This window comes from Geodermatophilus sp. SYSU D00696 (assembly GCF_054050235.1).
Map to the genome: position 1 here is coordinate 249826 of NZ_JBJGYY010000001.1, position 21615 is coordinate 271440.

Here is a 21615-nt window from a genome sequence, read left to right on the forward strand (position 1 = left end):
GGCGGACGGCCGTCAAGGTCTACCGCACCGCTCCCCCGGCCCGCGCACGGCGGGCCTCAGCCGGCGGCCCGTGTCCCGTCGGCCCGGACGACGTCGACCCGGTCGAACCCCTCCGCCGCCGACGGCGGGACCAGCCGGGCGCGGGTGGCGTGCACCCCGACCAGGGGGACCCGCGACCGCCCCTCGCGGGCGTCGTTGCGGGCCAGGCAGGTCTCGAGCGGGGTGTCCAGCCAGACGGCCCGCACGGGGACGCCGGCGGTGCGGGCCGCCGCCACCAGGGCGACGCGCTCGGCCGGGGACGGGTTGGTGTTGTCGACGACGACGCTGCGCCCGGCGGCGAGCAGCTCGGCCACCACCCGCTGCTGCCGCGCCTCCCGCCGCCGCGCCCGCGGCCAGTGGTCCTTGCTGACCACCGCGTGCGTCGCCACCAGGTGCTCCTGCACGTACGTGGACTTGCCCGCCCCCTGCAGCCCCACCAGCACGACCAGCTCCCGGTCGCCGGTCGGGGCAGCGGGGTCCTCCATCACGCGGTGCGGCGCAGCGGGGTCACCGGCTCGTCGTCGTCGAGCCCGGGACGGGCCGCCGGGTGCTCGACGAGCGCGAGCACGCGCCCGGACATGAACCGCGCGGTGCGCACGGGCGTGCCGCCGCGGGTGGTCTCGGTGACCTCCACCAGGCCGCGGCCGTGGGTCACGTCGACCCGCCGTCCGGCCCGGGTGGCCTCGATCTCGTAGGTGCGGGTGCCGCCACCGGCGTCGATGACGACCTCGACACGATCACCCTTCACAGGGTCCTCCTCGGGGTCTCGCCGGACACTCCGCCCGACGTGTGGACAACGTCCCGCAGACCCCTGACATTCCGGGAAAGGGCTGGTCAGTCCGGGTGTCCGCGCCGTCCGGGCCAGTGCGGGTGCAGCGTCCGGACCGACGCCAGCGCCGCCCGCCGGGCCTGCGCGCGCTGGCGGGCGCGGCTGGTCCGCGGCGCCCTGGGCTCCTCCCGCAGCAGCGCGTCGAGCCAGTGCCCGCGCGGGTCGACGTCGACCAGCAGGGCCTTGACCAGCAGGGTGAGCGGGATGGCCAGCAGCGCCCCCAGCGCCCCGAGCACCCAGCCCCAGAACAGCAGGGCGAGGAAGGTGACCGTCATCGACAGGCCGACCGAGTCACCGACGAAGCGGGGCTGGACCAGCGTCTGGACGACGAAGTTCAGCAGCGCGTAGACGCCCAGGATGATCCAGAACTCGGGCCAGCCGCCGTCGAGCAGGCCCAGCAGCGCCGGCGGGATCACCCCGAGGACGAACCCGATGTTGGGCACGTAGTTGGTGATGAACGACAGCAGCCCCCACAGCACCGGCATCGGCACGTCGAGGACGGCCAGCGCGATCGTGTCGCCGACCGCGACGATCGCGCCGAACACGGTGCTCACCAGCAGGTAGGACCGGGTCCCGCGGGCGAACAGGCCCAGCGCGATGGGCAGGTGCGGCCGCTCCTCGGCCACCAGCGCCAGCCGGCGGCCGAACCCGCCGGACTCGATGGCGAGGAAGACCATCGCCGAGAGCAGCAGCACCAGGGTGCTGGCCGTGTCGGTGACCCGGGCGAGCAGGCCGGTGGCCAGGCCCACGAGCTGGCCGTAGTCGAACCGGTCGACGAGGTCCTGGATCTGCGTCGAGGACAGCCCCGCCTCGTCCAGCCGCCGCACCGTGTCGTCGAGCAGCACGGCGAACTGCGGGGCGTAGTCCGGCAGGAGGACGGCGAACTGCGCGATCGCCACCACCAGCAGCGATCCCAGCCCGAGCAGGACGCCCCAGACGAGCAGGAGCAGGACGGTGGCCGCGGCCCAGCGCGGCACCCCGTGGCGCAGCAGCCAGCGCTGCACCGGCATCAGCGCGACGACGACCACCAGCGCCAGCAGCACCGGCGCGACGAGCCAGGCGATCTCCCGCACTCCGGCGACGGCGATGGTGGCGGCCGCGGCGCCGACGAGCAGCACCAGCCAGCGGGGCAGCCCGCCGGTCGGCGCCGGGGCTGCGGCCGGCCCGGCGCCGGCCGGGGGCACCTCGACGTCGGGAGCCGGGGCGTCGGCCGGCGCGGCCGCGTCGGCGGCCTCCGCGTCGGCGGCCTCCGCGTCGGCCGGCGGCACCGGGGTGCCCCCGGTCCGTGCCCTCCCCGGACCCGGGCCGGGCACGTGCTGCCGCGTGGCCATGCAGCTCCCTTCCCCCGTCCGGCGCCCCTGCGGGTGCCCAGGGTGTCACGGCGCACACCGGACGCCGGGACGGGCGTCGGAGGGTGTCGCGCGCCGGCCGCGCTCACCCCCGCGCGGCGGGGCCGACCCGGTCGGCCAGCGCGAGGACGCGCCGCCAGGTGTCCCGGCACGCCTCCTGCCACTCGGCCGCGGCCCGGTCGGAGAACGAGTGCGGCGCGCCGTCGTAGACCGCGGTCTCCACCTCGGCCCCGGCGGCGGGCATCGTCGCGGCGAGCGCGAGCTGTCGGCCGCCGGGGCGACCGCGCCGGCGCCGGCGACCAGCAGCAGCGTCGGGCGGGAGGCGCGGGACGCGGCGTCGCCCACCAGGACCGGCCGGCCGTAGGAGCCCACGCCGGCGGCGACGTCGAGGTCGCCGCCGGACTGCCGCCACGAGTGGCTGCCGCCGAAGCAGGACCCGACGGTGACCACCGGCAGGTCCGGGCGGGTGCGTCGGCGCAGCTCGGCGACCGCGGCGGCGGGCTCGGCGTCGACCCCGGCCGGCGTGCTCCGCGGCGGTGCGGGTGGCCGGGCCCCGGGGTCGTGGCACCTGCCGTCGTCGCGCCGGTCTCCGGCGGTCAGTCGGCGTCGCTGGGGACCGCGGCCTCCGGCCGCCCGCCGAAGACGCCCGCGGCCACCTCGCGGCGGGCGTCGGTGAGCCACTCGTACTGGTGGTGGGCCTGGTCGATGAGGCGGTCGAGCTCGGCGCGGTCGAGCCGGCCGTCGACCTCGCTGACGATCCGCAGGGTCTCGAAGCCGCTGCGCTTGGCGCGCACCGCCGAGGCCAGGAACTCGAACTCGACGAGGTCCGACAGCGGCGAGCGGGACAGCAGCCGCCCGTTGAGCTTGGCGCGGGTCACCTTCTCGGCGACCCACACGCCGAGCTGCTTGTACTGCCGCACCGGCACGCCCAGGGCGGTCGCCACCCGCAGCAGCGACGCGCGCTCCTCGAACAGCTCACCGCGCAGCTGCTCGAGCGGCTGCTGCCAGCGGCTGCCGCGGTGGACGCCGATCATGCGGCCGACCAGCTCGATGCCGCCGGTGGCCGCGGCCAGGTGGTCGTTGAGGTAGATGCCGAGGAGCTCGGCGTTGCGCTGGGGCTCGGGCACGGCGGGCCTCCTCGGGGGCGTTCCGGACGCTTCATCCTCGCCGACCGCCGCCGCGGCGCGCGCGGCGGCGTCCCCCGTGCGGGCGGTCAGACCGCGGCGCGGGCGAGCAGCCGGGCGGCGGCGGGCCGCAACTCGCGCTCGAGGTCGAGGCCGCCGGCGGCCAGCCGCTGCGCCACGGCCTGCCGGGAGACGCCCAGCGCCGCGGCGGCCGCTCCCCGGGTGGCGCCGCCGGCCACGAGGTCGACCGCGGCCCAGGCCGCGGGGCTGCGCCGGGTGAGCAGGACCGCCAGTGCGGTGAGCACCGCCTGCGCGTCGGCCGCGGCCTCGGGGTCGGCGCCGCGCACGGCCAGCCGGACCGGCCGCCGGGAGGCCGCCTCGAGCGCCCGCCGGGCGGCGAGCGCGACCGGCGCGTCGTCGGCCGGAGCGGCACCGATCCCGATCCGCCAGCCGCCGGCGCGCACCAGGGCCACGACCGCGTCGACGGCGGCCGCGGCGTCCGCGACGGCGGCGGTCCAGCCCTCCCCCAGCGGGCGGGCGCCGGGTCCCAGGACCTCCGGCGGCCCGGCGGCGCCCGCGGTCAGCGGCGCGCAGGCGAGGGCCAGGGGCACGCGGGCAGCGTCGCGGCTCCCGCCGGGCGGGGCAAGCTCCTGGGCTTGCCCGGCGCGCCGCTAGTCCCGGGCGAGCTCCGGCGGGAAGCCGCCGGTGGCCACCGGTCCCCAGGACTCGATCGTGATCCGCAGCAGGCACTTGCCCTGCCGGGCCATCGCCGCGCGGTACTCCGCCCAGTCGGGGTGCTCCCCGCTGATCGAGCGGAAGTACTCGACGAGGGGCTCGAGCGCCTCGGGCAGGTCGAGCACCTCGGCGTGCCCGTCGACCTGCACCCACGCGTCGTCGAACTCGTCGGACAGCGCGCACAGCGAGACGGCGGGGTCGCGGCGGGCGTTGCGCACCTTGGCCCGCTGCGGATAGGTGGACACGACGACCCGGCCCTCGGCGTCGACGCCGTAGGTCACCGGCGAGAGCTGGACGCCCTCGCGCCGGCGGGTGAGCAGCACCGCCCGGTGGCGCAGGCGGAGGAAGTCGAGCAGGGCAGCACGGTCGACACGGTCGGCGGTCGCGGTCCTCGGCACGACCCCGACGCTAGCGGCGCCCCCGTCCGCCGGCGCCGGGGCCGTGCCGCCGGTGGGCTGACGGACCCTCAGTCCCCGGCCTTCTTCACGCCGAACATGAGCACCCGCCGGCCGACGTCGTAGTGCACGGTGTCGTTGTCGGCGAGCAGGTCCTGCAGGTTGTCGGCGTCGTCCGGGTCGAGCGTCAGGACCTCCTCCCACGCGCCCTGGTCGAGGACCAGCTGCAGGGTGTAGGTGCCGGGCTCGCCGGGCTCCCCGGCGACCCAGCTGAACTGGTAGTGCGACAGCTGTCGCACCTTGATGCTGTCGTCGGTGACCGGCTGCGGGACCTCGGGCATGGCTTACCTCTCGGACGTCCCGGGGCGGGTTCCCCGGAGCCACCCCCCTACCCCGTCGCGCGGGTCCTGACCCGGCCCGCCGGCCTGCTCCCGTGCGGTGCGGACCGCTGATCTGTGGTGCGATCTCCCCATGAGGTTCCGCCTGCCCGGACGCCCGGACGCGCCGCCGTCCGCCGGTGGCGCCGCGCCCCCGGCCGGGGCCTCGGCCGCCTCCGGGGCGTCCCCGGCCGGCCCGGGCCGAGCGCAGGACCCGGCGCAGGACCCGGCGCAGGGTCCCGGCCCGGCCCCCTCGCTCACCGGCGAGGGCGGGGAGGGCGACCCGCGGTCGGCCGACCACGAGGCCACCGTGGCCCCGGCCCCCGCGTGGAAGCGCGGCGAGCGGGCGGTGTCGGCGATGAGCACGCTGGCCATCGCCTCGGCGCAGCTGCTGCTCATCAGCGGCGCGGTCGTCGTCCTGTTCTGGGTGCTGGGCCGGCTGTGGGTGATCCTGCTGCCGGTCATCCTCGGTCTGCTCTTCGCCACCGTGCTGTGGCCGCCGACCCGGTTCCTGCGCCGGCACCGCTGGCCGCCCGCCCTGGCCGCCGCGGTCGTCCTGCTGCTGTTCCTGGCCCTGATCGGCGGCCTGATCGCCGTCATCGCACCGCAGGTGGCCGACCAGGTCACCGAGCTCGCCGACCAGTTCGCCAGCGGTCTGCAGCAGGTCCAGCAGTGGCTGCAGGGGCCGCCGCTCGACATCGACGAGGACCAGCTCGGCCAGTACGTCGACCAGGCGATCAACTCCGTGCAGTCCAACGCCTCGAACATCGCCGGCTACGCCGCCACCGGCGCCACGGCCGTCGGCAACGGCCTGCTCAACCTCGTGCTCGCGCTGGTGCTGGCGTTCTTCTTCATCAAGGACGGCCCCCGCTGGGTGCCGTGGCTGGCGGCCCAGACCGGCCCGCGCGCCGCGCCGCACGTGACCGCGCTGTCGCAGAAGACCTGGACGACGCTGTCGGAGTTCATCAAGCAGCAGGCGCTGGTCGGCTTCATCGACGCGTTCTTCATCGGCCTGGGCCTGTGGATCCTCGACGTGCCGCTGGTCATCCCGCTGGCGGTGCTGACGTTCTTCGGCGCCTTCATCCCGATCATCGGCGCCTTCGTGGCCGGCGCCTTCGCCGTGCTGATCGCGCTGGTCGACGAGGGCCTCACCGTCGCGCTGATCGTCTTCGGCATCGTGCTGGTCGTGCAGCAGATCGAGGGCAACGTGCTGCAGCCGATCATCCAGGGCCGCGGGTTCAACCTGCACGCCGCGGTGGTCATCCTCGCCGTGACCGCCGGCGGCAGCCTGGCCGGGATCATCGGCGCCTTCCTCGGGGTCCCGGTGGCCGCGCTGATCGCCGTCGTCTACCGCTACACCCGCGACGCCCTCGACGGCCGCCACCCCGAGGTGGCCGGCGACGGCACGCGGGCCCGCGTCGCCGGCGACGACGACGGCGCCGTCCTCACCCGCGACCCGGCTCCCGGGAGCGCCGGGCGCTGACCGGGCGGGAATGCCGGCACCCCCGCCGGCGCTGACCCCTGCGGACGTCGACCAGCAGGAGGTGCCGCCGTGGCGCAGCGACCGGAGGAGCTCGTCGAGCTGCTGCCCGACGCCGAGCCGTTCCTCACCCGGGAGGCCGGGGTGACCGGGCCCGGGGACCGGCGCGGCCTGGTGCTGGTGCACGCCCTCTCCGGCGACTTCGACGCGGCGTCCTCCGCCGCGCTCGCCGCCGCCCACCTGCTGGCCACCCTGCCGCACCGCCCCGTCGCGCGATTCGACGCCGATGCGCTGGTCGACTACCGCGCCCGCCGGCCGCGGATGTCCTTCGCCGGCGACCGCTACCAGTCCTTCACCGCGCCGGAGATCGTCGTCTCCGCGCTGGAGGACGACTCCGGAGAGCCGTTCCTGCTGCTGCACGGGCCCGAGCCGGACTACCGGTGGGAGGGCTTCGTCGCGGCGGTCGCCGGGCTGGTCGAGGGCCTGGGCGTCACCTCGGTGGTGGCGATGCAGGCCATCCCGATGCCGGTGCCGCACACGCGGCCGGTGACGGTCACCGCGCACGCCACCCGCCGCTCGCTGATCGAGACCTACCCCGTGTACTGGGGCGACCTGGTCATCCCGGGCAGCGCCCCGGCCCTGCTCGAGCTGCGGCTGGGCGAGGCCGGCGTCGACGCGCTCGGCGTGGCCGCGCACGTGCCGCACTACCTGGCGCAGGCCACCTACCCGGCGGCGACGCTGACCCTGCTCGAGCACGTCGGCCGGCTGACCGGCCTGCTGCTGCCCACCGAGACCCTGCGCGAGGCGGCCCAGCAGCACCGCACGGAGGTCGACGAGCAGATCGCCCGGTCGGCGGACAACACCGCCGTCGTCGCGGCACTCGAGCAGCAGTACGACCAGTTCACCGCCGCCCGCGAGGACAGCACCCTGCTCGGCGCCGTCGGCGAGGTGCCCAGCGGCGAGGAGCTCGGCGCGGAGTTCGAGCGGTTCCTCGCCGAGCAGGACCGCCGCCGCGGCGAGTGAGGGCCGAGGGGCGGTTCGACGACCTCGCCGGCGGGACGGCGCTGTCCTTCCCCGCGACCTCCCGCGTCCTGGTCGCCACCACCCCGGACGACGTCGTCCCGGTGCTCGCCGAGGTCGAGCGGGAGACCGCCGGGGGGTGCTGGGCGTTCGGCTACCTCGCCTACGAGGCCGCGACCGGGCTCGACCCGGGCCTGACCGTCGCGCCCCGGCCCGCCGGCGACCCGCTGCCGCTGGCCGTCTTCGGGCTGACCGACCGGCCGCTCGAGGTCCCCGTGGTCGTCCCCTCGGACGGGCCGGGGCACGCCGTCGGCGGGTGGACCCGCTGCTGGACCGAGGCCGGTCACCGCGCCGCCGTCGAGCGGGTGCGCGAGCACATCGCCGCCGGCGACACCTACCAGCTCAACCTGACCGTGCGGATGCGCGCGCCGGTCTCCGGCGACCTCCGGCGGCTCTACGCCGACCTGGCCTGGGCCCAGGCCGGGCGGCACGCCGCCTTCCTCGACCTCGGCCGGCACGCGGTCCTCTCCGCCAGCCCCGAGCTGTTCTTCCGCTGGTCCGGTGAGGAGCTGCTCACCCGGCCGATGAAGGGGACCGCACCCCGCGGGGCCACGCCTGCCGAGGACGAGGCGGCCCGCGCCCGGCTGCTGGCCAGCGACAAGGAGCGCGCCGAGAACCTCATGATCGTCGACCTGCTGCGCAACGACCTGGGCCGGGTGGCCGAGGTCGGGAGCGTCGAGGTCCCCGCGCTGTTCACCGCCGAGCGGTACGAGACGGTGTGGCAGCTGACCTCCGACGTCACCGCCCGCACCCGGCCGGGCACCGGGCTCGTCGACGTCCTCCGGGCGCTGTTCCCCTCCGGCTCGGTCACCGGCGCGCCCAAGCGGCGGTCGATGGAGCTGGTCGCGGAGCTCGAGGACGGCCCGCGCGGGGTCTACTGCGGCGCGGTCGGCTGGGTCGCCCCGCCGGGGTCCCGGGACCGCGCGGTGTTCAGCGTGGCCATCCGGACGGTGACCGTCGACCGCGCGACCGGCACCGCCGAGTACGGCACCGGCGGCGGCATCACCTGGTCCTCCGACCCCGCGGCCGAGCACGCTGAGCTGCTGGCCAAGGCCGCCATCCTCGACCGGCGTCCCGCGCCGTTCGCGCTGCTGGAGACGATGGCCGCCGGGGCCGACGGCGCGGTGCGCGACCTCGACCGGCACCTGGCGCGGCTGGCCCGCTCCGCCGCCGAGCTGGGCTTCCCGTTCCCCGAGGCGACCATCCGCCGGGAGCTGGCCGCCGCCGCCGGACCGGGCCCGGCCGCGCGGCTGCGGCTGGCGCTGCACGCCGACGGGCGGGTCGACGTCGGGACGCGGCCGCTGCCGGGGCCCCCCGCCGGGCCGGTGCGGCTGGCGGTCGACGGCGAGCCGGTCGACCCGGCCTCGCCGTGGCTGCGGCACAAGACCACCCGCCGCGACGTCTACACCGCGGCCGCCGCCCGCCACCCGGACGCCGACGACGTGGTGCTCACCAACACCGCCGGCCACGTCACCGAGACGACGATCGCCAACCTCGCCGTCCGGCTCGACGGCGCCTGGTGGACCCCGCCGCTGTCGGCGGGGCTGCTGCCCGGGGTGGCCCGCGGCCGGCTGGTCGAGGAGGGCCGGCTGCGCGAGCGCGACCTCACCCCCGACGACCTGCGCCGCGCCGAGGCGCTCGCCGTCGTCAGCTCGCTGCGCGGCTGGCGCCCGGCCGTCCTGGTGTAGAGCCGGAGTCGTGTGGGGAGGGCCCCCTCGCAGGGTCCCGTCCCGAGCCTGCGAGGGGCGGGGGGCGAGGGCCGTCCTGCGTTAGGCGAAGACGATGGTGCGGTCACCCTCCACGATCACCCGGTCCTCGACGTGCCAGGTCACGGCCTGGGCGAGCACCTGCCGCTCGACGTAGCGGCCCACCCGGCGCATGTCCTCGACGGTGGCGCGGTGGTCGACCCGGGCCACCTCCTGCTCGATGATCGGCCCGGCGTCGAGGTCCGGGGTCACGTAGTGCGCGGTCGCCCCGATCAGCTTCACGCCGCGGTCGTGCGCCGCCTGGTAGGGGTTCGCGCCGACGAACGCCGGCAGGAAGCTGTGGTGGATGTTGATCAGCCGCTCCGGGAACCGGCTGCAGAAGTCCGCCGAGACGATCTGCATGTAGCGGGCGAGCACCACCAGGTCGACGTCGCCGACGATCTCCAGCGCCCGGGCCTCGGCCTGCGCCTTGGTCTCCGGCGTCACCGGCACGTGGTGGAAGGGCACCCCGGCGACGGCCGCCACCGGCTCGAGGTCGGGGTGGTTGGAGACGACGGCGACGATGTCGGCCCGCAGGTCCCCGGCCCGGACCCGGTAGAGCAGCTCCTGCAGGACGTGGTCGGTCCGCGACACGAACACCGCCAGCCGCGGCCGGTGCGACGCCTCGGTGAGCCGCCAGGTGAGCTGCCACTGCTGCGCCAGGAGCTCCAGCGCGCCCTCCAGGTGGGTGCGCCGCGCCGACAGGCCGGGCAGCACGAACTCCAGCCGCAGCGTGAACACGCCGCCGGTCGGGTCCGAGGAGTGCTGCTGGGACTCGGTGATGTTCGCGCCGACGTCGGCCAGCAGCCGGGAGAGCACCGCGACGATGCCCGGGCGGTCGGGGCAGCGGACCACCAGCCGGCCGGTGTCGGCGGTGTTCACGGCGTGGGCGACGGGGGCGGCGGACACGGTGGGGATGGTCGCAGAACCGGCCGCTCCTGCCGCCCGGGCTCCCCCCGTCAGAGGGAGGGCAGCCGGGCCCGGGTGCGGCCGGCGACGTCGAACAGGTCGCCGTACTCCTCGACCCGCGCCAGCACCTCGTCGGTGCGGAACCGCAGCTCCGCGGGATCGGCGCCGTCGCGGACGGCGTCCACCTCGTCCCACCCGACCGGTGTCGAGACCGGGGCGTCGGGCCGGGCGCGCAGCGAGTACGGCGCCACCGTCGTCTTGGCCGGGTTGTTCTGGCTCCAGTCGACGAGCACCTTTCCCGGCCGCAGCACCTTCTCCATCCGCCAGACGACCCGGTCGGGGGTCTCGGCCGACAGCTCCTGCGCCAGGGCCTTGGCGTAGCGGCTGGGGTGCTCGCGGTCGGTGACCCGGATCGGCGCGTACACCTGCATGCCCTTGGAGCCGGAGGTCTTGACCACCGGGTCCAGCCCGTCGCCGACCAGCCGCACCCGCAGCCGCTCGGCGACGTCGCAGCACTCGGCGATGCCGGCGTCCGGGCCCGGGTCGAGGTCGAGCACCAGCAGGTCGGGCAGCGCCGGCTGCAGCCGGCTGCCCACCTGCCACTGCGGCACGTGCAGCTCCAGCGCGGCGAGGTTGGCCGCCCACGCGAGGTCGGCGACGGTCTCCAGGACCACCATCTCCAGGACCTCGCGGTCCCTCGAGCTGCCCGGGCTCGGGATCGTCACCCTCCGCACCCAGTCCGGCGCGTGCCGGGCGCTGTTCTTCTCGAAGAACGCCTGACCCTCGACGCCGTCCGGCCAGCGGGTGAAGGTCACCGGCCGCCCCGACAGGTGCGGCAGCAGCGTCGGGGCGATGCGCACGTAGTAGTCGATGACCTGGGCCTTGGTGAACGAGACCTCGGGGAAGAGGACCTTGTCGAGGTTGGACACCGACAGCTGCCGGCCCTCGACGCGCACCCGCTGGCGGCTCACGCCGCCCATCCCATCGCGCCGCGCCTAGGGTGACCACTCGACCACGACGTCGTCGACGTCGAGGTCCTCGCGCAGCCCCCGCCACGCGGGGTGGCGCATCCGGCCGTCGGCGGTCCACGCGGCGAAGGCGACCTCCCCGACGAGGACGGGTTCGGTCCAGCGCGCGTCGCGGGCGACCTCGCGCGGCAGGGCGTCGGCGAACGGCGACGTGCGCCGCGGGACCAGCAGCCCGCCGAGCTCGCGCAGCACCGCGTCGGTGAAGCCGGTGCCCACGTGCCCGGCGTAGACGAGTCGGCCGTCGTCGTCGTGGACGCCGACCAGCAGCGAGCCCACTCCCCCGGCGCGCCGCCCCTTGCCCGGCCGCCACCCGCCGACGACGACGCTCTGCATGCGCAGGTGCTTGACCTTGCGCCACTCCGGCGCGCGGACGCCGGGCCGGTAGGGCGAGTCCAGCCGCTTGGCGACGACGCCCTCGAGGCCGTTGGCGCGGCTGGCGGCGTGCACGTCGGCGCCGCCGCCGCGGAACCAGGGAGTGCCGACCCAGCGCTGCCCCTCGGCGCCCAGGCCGTCGAGCCGCTCGCGCCGCTGCTCGTAGGGCAGGTCGAGGAGGCTGCGGCCCTCGACGCTGAGCACGTCGAAGACCAGGTAGGAGACCGGGGCCGCAGTGGCCATCCGGGCGACCTCGGCCCCGCCGGTGCGGTGCATGCGCGCCTGCAGCAGCCCGAAGTCGGGCCGGCCCAGCCGGTCGAGGGCCACCACCTCGCCGTCGACGACGAGGTCGGCCCGCCGCAGCGCCACCGGCAGTGAGCTGAGTTCGGGATAACGGTTGGTGACCAGCGTGCCGCTGCGCGCCCACAGCTCGACCCGGCCCCCGCGCACCGCGGCCACCGCGCGCACGCCGTCCCACTTGAACTCGTAGCCCCACTGGCCGTCCTGGGCGCGCGGCGGCAGCTCGCCCGCGACGGCGAGCATCGGCGCCGGCACCGGCACCGGAGGCCCGGGCGTCGGGGCGGGGCGCACGGGTCAGGCGCTGCGGCGCGGGGCGCGCTTGGCCGGCTCCTTCTTCGCCGCGGTGACCTTGCGCGCCCGGGTCGGACGGGCCGGCGCCTCCTCCGCGGCGGCCGCGGCCTTCCTCACCGGCGCCTTCTTCGCCGCGGTCTTCTTCGCCGGCGCCTTCGCCGCGGGAGCCTTCCGGGCCGGGGTCTGCGCCGCGGGGGCCTCGTCCTCGTCGGCCGCTCCGCCGCGGGCCCGCTCGACGCTGCGGCGCAGCGCGCTCATCAGGTCGACGACGGCCGCGCCCGGGTCGGCGGTCTCGGGCACCGGCTGCACCTCGCCGCCGGTCTGCTTGGCCTCCAGCAGGGCGGTCATCGCCTCGCGGTAGTCGTCGGTGAACTCGTGCGGGTCGAACTCGCCGGCCATGGACCCGATCAGCGCCTCGGCCATCTGCAGCTCCTGCGGCCGCACCGACACGTCGTCGTCGAGGAAGCCGAAGTCGGGACGGCGGATCTCGTCGGGCCAGCGCATGGTGTGCAGCACCAGGACGCCGTCGCGGACCCGGAGCGCGGCCAGCGACTCCCGCTGCCGCAGCGCGATCTTGGTGATCGCCACCCGGCCGGTGTTCTCCAGGGCGTCGCGCAGCAGGACGTAGGGACGGGTCGCCGGGCCGTCGGGCTCGAGGTAGTAGGTCTTCTCGAAGTGCACCGGGTCGATGTCGCCCTGGTCGACGAACTGCAGCACCTCGATCTCGCGCCGGGTGGCCAACGGCAGCTCGGCGAGGTCCTCGTCGGTGAGGATCACCAACTGGCCGTCGGGCAGCTCGTAGCCCTTGGCGATGTCGGCGTACTCGATCTCCTCGCCGTCGATCGAGCAGACCCGCTTGTACTTGACCCGGCCGCCGTCGGCGGCGTGCACCTGGTGGAAGCGGACGTCCTTGTCCTCGGTGGCCGAGTAGAGCTTCACCCCGATGCTGACCAGGCCGAACGAGACCGCGCCGCGCCAGATCGAGCGCATGTCCACTCCCCTTCCCCGGGCTCCGCGACCGCGGGGCGGCGCGGCCCGCAGGATAGGTGCGGGCCGGTGCCCCGGCAGTGCGACCGCCGACGGTCTCCTCCGCCCGGGGGAAGCGGGCATGCCTCCTAGGCCTGCTCGGCGTGCCGGCCGGCCGTGTCGTCATCCTGCCCCGGATCGCCGCTCCCGGGGCCGTCCTCGTCCCCGGTGACGCTGCTCTGCAGGGCGTCGTAGGCGAACTGCAGGACGTCGGAGCCGGCCACCATCGTCATGGTGAGGGCCGCCAGCCGGGTGGCGCGGGGCGCGGCGACGTAGCCGAACACGAACCCGGTGCCCACCCACTGGGCGAGGCAGAACGGGCAGGTGACCAGCTCGCCGACCGCGTGCTTCCAGCCGTGCTCCACGCGCAGGTCCTCGGCGAGCTCGGCCTCGCCCGAGGCGCCCTGGAAGCGGGCGAACGGTGCGCGCAGCGGGCTGGTCACCGGGTCCTTGGCGATCCGCCGGGCGAGCCGGAAGGTGCCGACGGTGAGCAGGACGGCGTCGCCGAGGGGGATCCGCGCCGGCAGCTCCCGGCCGGACGCGCGGAGGACGGCGGCACCGGCGGCCACCGCGGTGCTGTAGACGCTCATGGCGCCGAGGAAGCCGCCCAGCGGCCGGCCCTCGCCGCCGTCGTAGCCGCGCGCCTGCTCCCTCGCCCAGCGGCGGACCGGTTGCCCGATGCGCGCCACCTCGTCCTGGATCGCCATGCCGGCTGCGCTACCCCGCCGCCGGGGGCGCCATGCCGCGCGCGGTGCGCCGTCGGGCACACCCCGGGCCCGCATGGGACGGCGGCACCCGGGTAGGCGGAGGGCAGTCCGCCGCCGGAGCACCCCGGTCCGGCGGCCCGAGAGGGAGGAACCCATGACCGATCCGGAGCCGGACACCACCGGAGCGCTGCACTCCACGCAGAACGACGCGGAGTTCCCCGACGACGAGCGGGGCCTCACCGGGACCCGCGACGACGTCCGCGGCGACAGCGGGGCCACGGGCCCCGAGGGCCAGACCGCCCGGGACGTCTTCCCCGAGGACAACGGCGTCCCGGACGTCGCCCAGGACGACTTCCCCACCATGCAGCGGTCCGAGGACCCGCAGTTCGCGCCGGAGCCGGGCGACCGCGAGAGCCACGAGACCGTGGGCTTCGGCACGACCGCCTTCGAGCAGCAGCAGGGCAAGTCGCTGTCCGGGCGCCTGGAGGAGGAGATCGCCGACGACGTCCCCGACGTCCGCCCCGCCGAGGACCCCGCCCGCGGCATCGGGCAGCTCGAGCAGGACTACGACACCACCCCGGACACCGACTCCGGGACCAACCGCACCGCCGACGACGTCGAGGCGGCACTCGACCCGGTGGTCGGCGGCGAGGGTCCCGAGGAGGCCGCCGTCCACCTCGTGGATCCCTGACCCGGCCCGCACCCGGCTCACCGCCCGGCCCGGCAGGTCACCCGCTCCGGGGGTCCTGCCGGGCTGGTTGGCGTGCGACCATCCGGTTGTCTACGTTGTAAATGCGGTTGAGCAGGCAGCCGCGCGCGTCGGCGGCACCGGCCGGCGCGTTCCCCGACCGACCGCCCACCGGGGGCTGCACCACTCCCCGTGTCCGCGGCGGTAGATTGACCGGTGGCCGCACCGTTCGGCGTGGCCGCTGAGAGGAGCTTCGTCCGTGACCGCATCCGACCTGCCCGCCGGGGGGCAGCCCGACGTGTCCACCGAGGGCACGGAGGCACCCTTCGACGACGTGATCACGCTCTCGACCTCCACGGGTGAGGACGGCGCGGTCACGGTGACGGTCGTCGGCGAAGTCGACACCTTCACCGCCCCGGTGCTGCGCTCCTCGCTGGACACCCAGCTCGAGCAGCAGCCCCGTGAGCTGGTCATCGACCTGTCCGGCGTCCAGTTCCTGGGGTCGGCCGGCCTGGCCGTCCTCGTCGAGACCCAGAAGTCGGCCCGCGCCCGCGACGTCGGCCTGCGCCTGATCGCCACCACCCGGGCGGTCACCCGCCCGCTGGAGGTCACCGGCCTGATCGACCTGTTCACCATCGTGGACGGCAGCGCCCGCTGACCTCCCCCGCAGCACCCGTCACGAGGCCCCGCTCCGGCGGGGCCTCGTGCGTTCCCGGGGTCGGCCGCTACGCGGACAGCAGGCGACAGACCGCCTGCTCGAGCACCTTCTGGACCTCGCGGGTGTCGTCGGCCTGCTCCAGCTCGCCCAGCGCCTCGGCGACGGTCTCGCCGTGCTCGTACCGGTCGACCACCCGCGGGTCGACGTAGCTGGCCTTGCACACCGCGGGGGTGTTGCCGAGGTGCTCGGACACCCGCACGTAGGCGTCGCGGATCGTCTTGTTCCGCTCGGTCCTGGTCCTCGGTGAGGGGCGCTCGGCCAGCGTGGCGGCCATCAGCACCGTCGCGTTCCAGGTCCGGAAGTCCTTGGCGGTGATCTCCGCGCCGCTGACCTCCTTGAGGTAGGCGTTGATCTCGTCGCTGGTCACGTCGCGCCAGCTGCCGTCGTCGAGCTGGTAGGCCAGCAGCTCGTCGCCGGCGTCGTCGGGACGGTCGAGCAGGTGCCGGACGACGGTCGCCGTCGGCCGGTCGGTGATCTCCACCTCGCGCTCGATGCCGCCCTTGGCGGTGTAGCGGAAGAACGTCCGCTCACCGCGCACGCTGACGTGCTCCCGGCGCAGGGTGGCCAGGCCGTACGTGCCGTTCTCCTCGGCGTACTCCTCGCTGCCGATGCGGAAGGTGCCCAGGTCCAGCAGCCGCAGCGCGCAGGCCAGTACCCGCTCGCGGTTGAGCCCGCGGGTGCGCAGCGCCGCGGCCACCTGCTCGCGGACGTCGGGCAGCTCGGAGGCGATGGCGAGGACCCGCTCGTGCTTCTCCGCGTCCCGCCGCGCGCGCCACGCGTCGTGGTAGCGGTACTGCCGCCGGCCCGCGGCGTCGAGGCCGGTGGCCTGGATGTGGCCGTTGGGCCACGGGCAGATCCAGACGTCCTTCCACGCCGGCGGGATGGCGATGCCCCTGATCCGCTCGAGCCGGTCGGGGTCGCGGATGAGCGCGCCGGTCTCGTCGCGGTAGGCGAAGCCGCGCCCGGCGCGGCGCCGGGTCCAGCCGGGGCCGTGCACGTTGCTGCGCCGCAGTCTCACGCCCCGTGGATGGGCAACTGGACCGGCCCGTAAACGGGGACGAGGTCAGCGCAGCTCGACCAGCCGCTGCAGCCCGCTGACCTCGAGGATGTGCCGGGTGACGCCGCCGGCCGGCGCGTGCACCACCAGCCGCCAGCCCTCCGCCTCGGCGATGGCCGCGACGGCGAGCACCACGCGGACCGCCGCGCTGCTGAACAGGGTGACCGCGGTCAGGTCGAGCTCGACCCGGACGGTGCCGCCGTGGCTGGCCTCCAGCAGCCGGATCCGCAACTGCTCGGCGCTGACCATGTCGACGTCGCCGGCCGCCCGCACCACCGGGCTGCCGCCGCCGCGGTCCACGACGACGGTGGCGCCCGTGCCACCCACCGGGTGCTCGGGCTCCTCGTCGGGCGTCTGCCGCAGCCGGGTGCGCAGCGTCACCGTGGTGCCCTGCTCGCCGCGCAGGACCATGCCGTCGACCAGTTGCCGCATGATCAGCAGCCCCCGGCCGCGGTCACCGGGATCCCGGTCGGGCGGGCGCCAGGTGCCCTCGTCGTGGACGGTGACGGTGAGCACCCCGTCGACGTCGACCGCGGCGGTGACCTGCATCGGGCCGGGCTCGGTGTCGCGGTAGGCGTGCTCGGCGGCGTTGGCGCAGGCCTCCCCCACGGCCACCATCACCCCGACCCGGTCCTGCTCGCCCATGCCCAGGGCGGTCAGCCACGCGCCGAGCCGGCGGCGGACCGCAGGCAGCGCGGACGGGATCGCGACCAGGTCCAGCTGCAGCGGCTCCACCGACCGGGCGCGGCGGTGTGCCACCAGGACGGCGACGTCGTCGGGCCGGCCGTCGTCGGAGAACAGCGCGCCGGCGATCTCGGCCGCGAGCCCCGCCACGGCCCCGCCGTCGAGCGCGGCAGGGTCGGCGAGCGCCGCCCGGGCGACCTGGCTGAGCCGGCCGAGCCCCTCGGCAGGCGGCGGGCCGGAGGCCGCCACGGCGCCGTCGGAGTAGAGGACCAGGGTGGCGCCGGGCTCGAGCTGCGCGCGGGCCACCGGGGTGGCGGCGCCCGGGAGCGTGCCCAGCGGCGGGCGCGCGGTGACCGGCAGGTAGGTGCTGGTGCCGTCGGCGTGCACGAGCAGCGGCGGCGGGTGGCCGGCCGCGGCGAAGGTCAGCGCGCCGGTGGCCGCGTCGAGGACGGCGTAGAACACCGACGCGCCCTGGACGTCGTCCATCTGGGCGGCGAAGTCGTCGAGCGCGGCGAGCACCGCCGCCGGGGCGGGGTCGCGCAGCGCGCTGGAGCGCATGGCGCCGCGCAGCCGGCTCATCGCGGCCGCGGCCGGCACGCCGTGGCCGACGGCGTCGCCGATGACCAGCGCCAGCCGGCCGTGGCCGAGCGGCACCGCGTCGTACCAGTCGCCGCCGGCGGCGCGCGCCGAGGTGGCGGGGTGGTAGCTGCCCGACAGCCGCACGTCGGGCAGCAGCGGCAGGGACGGCGGCAGCAGCGAGTGCTGGGCCTCCCCGACGACGTCGACGGGCGGGGCGGCCGGCGGGACGTCGCCCGCGTCGCGGCCCGCACCGCCCTCGAGGCCGCCCTCGAGCACGAGCACCGCGCCGGGGTCGGGGCCGGCGGCGAGCGGGCGGACGGCCACGGTGACCGGCGGGCCCTCCTCGTCCAGGACGCCGGTGAGGATCTCGGGACGGCCGGTGCGCAGCACGCTGGCGACCAGGTCGGCGACCGGGCGGCCGCCGACCACCGGCAGGCCGTCCGGCGCGGGGCCCAGGGCGCGGGCGCGGGCGTTGGCCCACACCGTGCGCTGGTCGGGGCCGGTGACGAACCACAGCGCCGAGGGGGCCTCCTCCAGCGCCGCGACCAGCGCGGCCGGGCCCTCGTCCACGGCGGGACGGGGCCCCGACGGCAGGCTGCCCTGGCTGGCGTTCATCCGGCACAAGCAGACAACAGCGCCTGCACCCCGGCAACCGCGCGGACGGTCCCGTCCGGAGGGTGTTTGACCAGCCCGGAGGCGGGGTAGCCCGTCGCGCTGGCACGCGGCCGGGGACCCGACCCCGCCCCCGTGCGGAGTCAGGACGGCCCGGCGGGCAGGATGGAGTCGGGCGCCCGCGCACCCGCCGACCCGGGCGGAGCGGGTGGCCGCAACGGATGAGGAGCAGACGACGGATGGCGGACTCGAGGAGTGCCCTCGCCCAGGACGGGCGGCGCGCCGAACGACTGGAACTGCGCGTGCCCACCACGCCGACCCAGCTGCCCGCGGTGCGGGCGATGGCCGGCGACCTGGCCATCCGCATGGACTACGACCTCGATTCGGTCGAGGACCTGCGCCTGGCGGTCGACGAGGCGTGCGCGACCCTCTCGGCGATCGCCCGGGGCGACGAGCCGCTGACGGTGGTGTTCGAGACCTCGCGCGCCGGGCTGCACATCGACGCGTGGGTCCCCACCGCCGACGGCACCGAGGTCCCCCGCGACGGCTTCGGCTGGGCGGTGCTGGCGACCCTCGCCGACAACGTCGACGGCCGGCGCGCGACCCAGGCGACGGTGCCCGGAGGTGACGGCAGCGACGCGCCGGTGGCCCTGATCAGCATGGACAAGTACCTGCCCGGCCAGCGACCGGGTGAGCTCGCCGGCCGCCCGGGCAACGGTGTGGGCAGCGACCTCTCGGTCGCCCCGTGACGTCGGCGGCCGCCAGCAGCCGGGCCGTCGAGGAGGACACCCTGGACGACGACCAGCCGGAGAACACGCCCGACCCCGTCGAGGTGGCCGAGGCCCCCGTCCCGGGGGACGAGGACACCGCGCAGGACGAGAGCACCGACGACGACAGCACCGAGGAAGCCGCCGACGACACCAGCGAGGCCCCCGAGCCCGACAGCGCCCCGGTGTCGGACAACCGCCGCCGGGCCGAGCGCACCGCTCCGCTGTTCGCCGAGCTCGCGACGCTGGAGAAGGACGACCCGCGGCGCGAGCGGCTGCGCGAGGTCCTGGTGGAGGAGCACCTGCCCCTCGTCCGGCACTTCGCCCGCCGGTTCAGCAACCGCGGCGAGCCCTTCGACGACCTGCTGCAGGTCGGCACCCTGGGCCTGATCGCGGCGATCGACCGGTTCGACCCCAACCGCGGGGTGGAGTTCCTCTCCTTCGCCGTGCCGACGATCACCGGTGAGATCAAGCGGCACTTCCGCGACCAGGGCTGGTCGGTGCGGGTCCCGCGCCGGCTGCAGGAGCTGCACCTGTCGCTGAACTCCGCGGTCGGCGAGCTGGCGCAGAAGAACGGCCGGGCGCCGACGCCGTCGGAGCTCGCCGAGCACCTGGGCATCCCCCGCGAGGAGGTGCTGGAGGGCCTCGCGGTGGCCAACGCCTACCGCAGCAGCTCGCTCGACGAGCGGCTCTCCGGCGAGGACGACTCCCCCACGCTGGCCGCCACGCTCGGCGAGGAGGACGCCGCGCTCGAGGGCGTGGAGTACCGCGAGTCGCTGCAGCCGCTGCTGGCCACCATCCCGGCCCGCGAGCGGCGGATCCTCATCCTGCGCTTCTTCGGCAACATGACCCAGTCGCAGATCGCCGCCGACATCGGCATCTCGCAGATGCACGTCTCCCGGCTGCTGTCCCAGACGCTGGCCAAGCTCCGCGAGGGCCTCCTCAAGGACTGACGACCGGTGCACCTCCGCGGAAGTGCACCGGTCCTCAGGCGTCCGGGCGGGCGCCGTTGCCCTCGTGCGGCGCGACGCCGTGCTCGGCGGCCCGGGCCAGGTCCGTCGTCGGCGGCAGCTGCGGTGACGGGAGGGCCGGGCCGGCGTCGGCGATGCTGGACATCTCGATCCGCGCTTCGGGCTGCGCGGCGGCCGGGGGCAGCTGCGACTCGAACCAGCTGCTGGTGTCGATCGGCTCGGCCGCCGGCGCGCCGTCCCCGGGCGGCGGGACGTCGAGGAACGAGCGGCTCTCGCCGTCGCCCCCGCCGAGCCGGGACAGCCCCTCCAGCGCCTTGCTGAACTCGCTGGGGACGATCCACATCTTGTTCGCGTCGCCCTGGGCGATCTGCGGCAGCGTCTGCAGGTACTGGTAGGCCAGCAGCCCCTGGTCGGGCCGGCCGTCGTGGATGGCCCGGAACACCGTCTCGATGGACTTGGCCTGACCCTGCGCCTGCAGGAACAGCGCGGCCCGCTCGCCCTCGGCGCGCAGGATCCGGCTCTGCCGCTCGGCTTCCGCGTCGAGGATCGCCGCCTGCTTGCGGCCCTCCGCGGAGAGGATCGCCGCCGCCTTCTGCCCCTCGGCGCTGGTGATCGCCGACTGCCGCTGCCCCTCTGCCTGCAGGATGACCGCCCGCTTGTCGCGGTCGGCACGCATCTGCTTCTCCATCGAGTCGCGGATGGTCGGCGGCGGGTCGATGGCCTTGATCTCGACGCGCGCCACCCGCAGGCCCCAGGGCCCGGTGGTGCCGTCGAGGACCTCGCGCAGCTGGCTGTTGATGCCGTCGCGGCCGGTGAGCGTGCCCTCGAGGTTGAGCCCGCCGACCACGTTGCGCAGCGTCGTCGTGGTCAGCTGCTCCATGCCGGTGATGTAGTTCGCGATCCCGTAGGTGGCCAGCCGCGGGTCGGTCACCTGGAAGTAGACGACGGTGTCGATGCCCACCTGCAGGTTGTCGGAGGTGATCACCGGCTGCGGCGGGAAGGAGACGACCTGCTCGCGCAGGTCGATGGTGGCCCGCACCCGGTCGACGAAGGGCACGAGGAACGACAGGCCCGGCGTGAGCGTGCGGCTGTAGCGGCCCAGCCGCTCCACCACCTTCGCCTGGGCCTGCGGGACGATCGTCACGGCCTTCGCCATCACCAGCACGAACACGGCGGCGACGACGATCAGCGCGATCAGGGCGGGGGTCACGGGCGGCCTCCAGGGGGTCGGTGCCTGACCGTGATCATCCCCCACCCGTCGCCGCGGGTCACGGTTGCGCTCAGCGCTCCCCGAAGGCCTCGCCCACGACCGCGGTCGCGCCGTCCACCTGCAGGATGCGCACGGTCTCACCGACGTCGAAGGTCTCGTCGAAGCCGGTGCGGGCGGTCCACTCGTCGGCGCCCACCTGGATGCGGCCGCCGGAGCGACCCACGGCGCGGGTCACCACGGCGGTGCGGCCCACCAGCGCCTGGACGCCGTCGACGTGCCGGGGCGTCCGGTTCTCCAGGTGCGCCTTGGCCACCGGGCGCACGCTGGCGATGAGGAACACCGAGACGGCGACGAAGGCGATGAGCTGGAAGGGGACCGAGGCCCCGGCCAGGGCGGCCACCATGCCGCCGAGCGCCCCGCCGGCGAACATCAGCAGGACCAGGTCGAGGCTGGCCACCTCACCCGCGGTGAACAGGCCCGCGGCCACCAGCCAGAGCACCCACGCAGCCATGTCCCGCAGTCTCCCAGACCGTCCCCCTCCGG

General features: G+C 75.9%; 24 protein-coding genes. 7 read left to right on the forward strand and 17 right to left on the reverse strand.

Annotated elements, in window-relative coordinates:
- Positions 1 to 56: 56 nt before the first annotated feature.
- From ACI79O_RS01165 to ACI79O_RS01200, 8 genes are all read right to left on the reverse strand, one after another.
- A complete protein-coding gene (locus ACI79O_RS01165) occupies positions 57 to 524 on the reverse strand; it encodes an AAA family ATPase (RefSeq protein WP_456886255.1) in 468 nt (155 codons plus the stop codon).
- Positions 524 to 787 (reverse strand): hypothetical protein, encoded by a 264-nt coding sequence (locus tag ACI79O_RS01170; RefSeq protein ID WP_456877837.1) that lies wholly within the window; start codon positions 785 to 787, stop codon positions 524 to 526. The genes ACI79O_RS01165 and ACI79O_RS01170 overlap by 1 nt, the downstream gene beginning before the upstream one ends.
- A gap of 86 nt (positions 788 to 873) precedes the next feature.
- Positions 874 to 2199 (reverse strand): AI-2E family transporter, encoded by a 1326-nt coding sequence (locus ACI79O_RS01175; protein ID WP_456886068.1) that lies wholly within the window; start codon positions 2197 to 2199, stop codon positions 874 to 876.
- A gap of 103 nt (positions 2200 to 2302) precedes the next feature.
- Positions 2303 to 2461: a hypothetical protein gene (locus ACI79O_RS01180; protein ID WP_456886070.1), complete on the reverse strand. Its 159-nt coding sequence runs from the start codon at positions 2459 to 2461 to the stop codon at positions 2303 to 2305.
- A gap of 352 nt (positions 2462 to 2813) precedes the next feature.
- Positions 2814 to 3344: a hypothetical protein gene (locus ACI79O_RS01185; protein WP_456913150.1), complete on the reverse strand. Its 531-nt coding sequence runs from the start codon at positions 3342 to 3344 to the stop codon at positions 2814 to 2816.
- Positions 3345 to 3430: 86 nt separating this feature from the next.
- Positions 3431 to 3952 carry a hypothetical protein gene (locus tag ACI79O_RS01190; protein ID WP_456886072.1) on the reverse strand — a complete coding sequence of 174 codons (522 nt, stop codon included), beginning with the start codon at positions 3950 to 3952 and terminating at the stop codon, positions 3431 to 3433.
- A 60-nt stretch (positions 3953 to 4012) separates the two neighbouring features.
- Positions 4013 to 4474 (reverse strand): PPOX class F420-dependent oxidoreductase, encoded by a 462-nt coding sequence (locus ACI79O_RS01195; RefSeq protein WP_456913151.1) that lies wholly within the window; start codon positions 4472 to 4474, stop codon positions 4013 to 4015.
- A 68-nt stretch (positions 4475 to 4542) separates the two neighbouring features.
- Positions 4543 to 4812, reverse strand: coding sequence for a hypothetical protein (locus ACI79O_RS01200; RefSeq protein WP_456886076.1), 270 nt, complete (start codon positions 4810 to 4812; stop codon positions 4543 to 4545).
- A gap of 130 nt (positions 4813 to 4942) precedes the next feature.
- Here ACI79O_RS01200 and ACI79O_RS01205 point away from each other — a divergent pair, with 130 nt between their 5' ends.
- The 3 genes from ACI79O_RS01205 to pabB all read left to right on the forward strand — a co-directional run bounded on the left by ACI79O_RS01205 (position 4943) and on the right by pabB (position 9096).
- Positions 4943 to 6331, forward strand: coding sequence for an AI-2E family transporter (locus ACI79O_RS01205; RefSeq protein ID WP_456913152.1), 1389 nt, complete (start codon positions 4943 to 4945; stop codon positions 6329 to 6331).
- Positions 6332 to 6400: 69 nt separating this feature from the next.
- Positions 6401 to 7351: a proteasome assembly chaperone family protein gene (locus tag ACI79O_RS01210; RefSeq protein ID WP_456886080.1), complete on the forward strand. Its 951-nt coding sequence runs from the start codon at positions 6401 to 6403 to the stop codon at positions 7349 to 7351.
- Entirely contained in the window at positions 7348 to 9096 is a 1749-nt protein-coding gene (pabB, locus tag ACI79O_RS01215; protein WP_456913153.1) for an aminodeoxychorismate synthase component I, read from the forward strand. The genes ACI79O_RS01210 and pabB overlap by 4 nt, the downstream gene beginning before the upstream one ends.
- Before the next feature lie 81 nt (positions 9097 to 9177).
- Here pabB and purU read toward each other — a convergent pair whose 3' ends face one another.
- From purU to ACI79O_RS01240, 5 genes are all read right to left on the reverse strand, one after another.
- The gene (gene purU, locus ACI79O_RS01220) at positions 9178 to 10062 is read right to left on the reverse strand and encodes a formyltetrahydrofolate deformylase (protein WP_456913154.1); all 885 of its coding nucleotides are present in this window, start codon (positions 10060 to 10062) and stop codon (positions 9178 to 9180) included.
- Between the two features lie 50 nt (positions 10063 to 10112).
- Positions 10113 to 11033 (reverse strand): non-homologous end-joining DNA ligase, encoded by a 921-nt coding sequence (ligD, locus tag ACI79O_RS01225; protein ID WP_456913155.1) that lies wholly within the window; start codon positions 11031 to 11033, stop codon positions 10113 to 10115.
- Positions 11034 to 11057: 24 nt separating this feature from the next.
- Positions 11058 to 12005 (reverse strand): non-homologous end-joining DNA ligase, encoded by a 948-nt coding sequence (gene ligD, locus ACI79O_RS01230; RefSeq protein ID WP_456886085.1) that lies wholly within the window; start codon positions 12003 to 12005, stop codon positions 11058 to 11060.
- A 51-nt stretch (positions 12006 to 12056) separates the two neighbouring features.
- The gene (gene ku, locus ACI79O_RS01235; protein WP_456886086.1) at positions 12057 to 13043 is read right to left on the reverse strand and encodes a non-homologous end joining protein Ku; all 987 of its coding nucleotides are present in this window, start codon (positions 13041 to 13043) and stop codon (positions 12057 to 12059) included.
- A gap of 125 nt (positions 13044 to 13168) precedes the next feature.
- Entirely contained in the window at positions 13169 to 13786 is a 618-nt protein-coding gene (locus ACI79O_RS01240; RefSeq protein WP_456886088.1) for a DUF1360 domain-containing protein, read from the reverse strand.
- A gap of 154 nt (positions 13787 to 13940) precedes the next feature.
- On the opposite strand from ACI79O_RS01240, the gene ACI79O_RS01245 reads away from it, so the two are divergent.
- A complete protein-coding gene (locus tag ACI79O_RS01245) occupies positions 13941 to 14477 on the forward strand; it encodes a hypothetical protein (RefSeq protein ID WP_456874148.1) in 537 nt (178 codons plus the stop codon).
- Positions 14478 to 14733: 256 nt separating this feature from the next.
- On the forward strand, positions 14734 to 15132 hold the full coding sequence (locus ACI79O_RS01250) for an STAS domain-containing protein (protein WP_456874149.1): 399 nt from the start codon (positions 14734 to 14736) through the stop codon (positions 15130 to 15132).
- Between the two features lie 67 nt (positions 15133 to 15199).
- Here ACI79O_RS01250 and ACI79O_RS01255 read toward each other — a convergent pair whose 3' ends face one another.
- A complete protein-coding gene (locus ACI79O_RS01255) occupies positions 15200 to 16210 on the reverse strand; it encodes a DNA topoisomerase IB (RefSeq protein ID WP_456886090.1) in 1011 nt (336 codons plus the stop codon).
- Between the two features lie 45 nt (positions 16211 to 16255).
- Complete coding sequence (locus ACI79O_RS01260) at positions 16256 to 18127, reverse strand: SpoIIE family protein phosphatase (RefSeq protein WP_456886092.1); 1872 nt, start codon at positions 18125 to 18127, stop codon at positions 16256 to 16258.
- Between the two features lie 236 nt (positions 18128 to 18363).
- Here ACI79O_RS01260 and ACI79O_RS01265 point away from each other — a divergent pair, with 236 nt between their 5' ends.
- Positions 18364 to 18873, forward strand: a complete 510-nt coding sequence (locus tag ACI79O_RS01265; protein WP_456874152.1) for an ATP-binding protein — start codon at positions 18364 to 18366, stop codon at positions 18871 to 18873.
- Complete coding sequence (locus ACI79O_RS01270; RefSeq protein WP_456913156.1) at positions 18870 to 19844, forward strand: SigB/SigF/SigG family RNA polymerase sigma factor; 975 nt, start codon at positions 18870 to 18872, stop codon at positions 19842 to 19844. Before ACI79O_RS01265 ends, ACI79O_RS01270 begins: the two co-directional genes overlap by 4 nt.
- A gap of 34 nt (positions 19845 to 19878) precedes the next feature.
- Here ACI79O_RS01270 and ACI79O_RS01275 read toward each other — a convergent pair whose 3' ends face one another.
- Both ACI79O_RS01275 and ACI79O_RS01280 read right to left on the reverse strand, forming a co-directional pair.
- Complete coding sequence (locus ACI79O_RS01275; RefSeq protein ID WP_456886096.1) at positions 19879 to 21072, reverse strand: SPFH domain-containing protein; 1194 nt, start codon at positions 21070 to 21072, stop codon at positions 19879 to 19881.
- Positions 21073 to 21142: 70 nt separating this feature from the next.
- Positions 21143 to 21583 (reverse strand): NfeD family protein, encoded by a 441-nt coding sequence (locus tag ACI79O_RS01280; RefSeq protein WP_456874155.1) that lies wholly within the window; start codon positions 21581 to 21583, stop codon positions 21143 to 21145.
- Positions 21584 to 21615: the final 32 nt, after the last annotated feature.

Coding starts and splice junctions, on each gene's coding strand:
- ACI79O_RS01165 (WP_456886255.1), bottom strand. CDS start 524: ATGGAGGACCCCGCTGCCCCGACCGGCGACCGGGAGCTGGTCGTGCTG.
- ACI79O_RS01175 (WP_456886068.1), bottom strand. CDS start 2,199: ATGGCCACGCGGCAGCACGTGCCCGGCCCGGGTCCGGGGAGGGCACGG.
- ACI79O_RS01180 (WP_456886070.1), bottom strand. CDS start 2,461: ATGCCCGCCGCCGGGGCCGAGGTGGAGACCGCGGTCTACGACGGCGCG.
- ACI79O_RS01200 (WP_456886076.1), bottom strand. CDS start 4,812: ATGCCCGAGGTCCCGCAGCCGGTCACCGACGACAGCATCAAGGTGCGA.
- ACI79O_RS01205 (WP_456913152.1), top strand. CDS start 4,943: ATGAGGTTCCGCCTGCCCGGACGCCCGGACGCGCCGCCGTCCGCCGGT.
- ligD (WP_456886085.1), bottom strand. CDS start 12,005: ATGCTCGCCGTCGCGGGCGAGCTGCCGCCGCGCGCCCAGGACGGCCAG.
- ku (WP_456886086.1), bottom strand. CDS start 13,043: ATGCGCTCGATCTGGCGCGGCGCGGTCTCGTTCGGCCTGGTCAGCATC.
- ACI79O_RS01240 (WP_456886088.1), bottom strand. CDS start 13,786: ATGGCGATCCAGGACGAGGTGGCGCGCATCGGGCAACCGGTCCGCCGC.
- ACI79O_RS01245 (WP_456874148.1), top strand. CDS start 13,941: ATGACCGATCCGGAGCCGGACACCACCGGAGCGCTGCACTCCACGCAG.
- ACI79O_RS01260 (WP_456886092.1), bottom strand. CDS start 18,127: ATGAACGCCAGCCAGGGCAGCCTGCCGTCGGGGCCCCGTCCCGCCGTG.
- ACI79O_RS01265 (WP_456874152.1), top strand. CDS start 18,364: ATGGCGGACTCGAGGAGTGCCCTCGCCCAGGACGGGCGGCGCGCCGAA.
- ACI79O_RS01280 (WP_456874155.1), bottom strand. CDS start 21,583: ATGGCTGCGTGGGTGCTCTGGCTGGTGGCCGCGGGCCTGTTCACCGCG.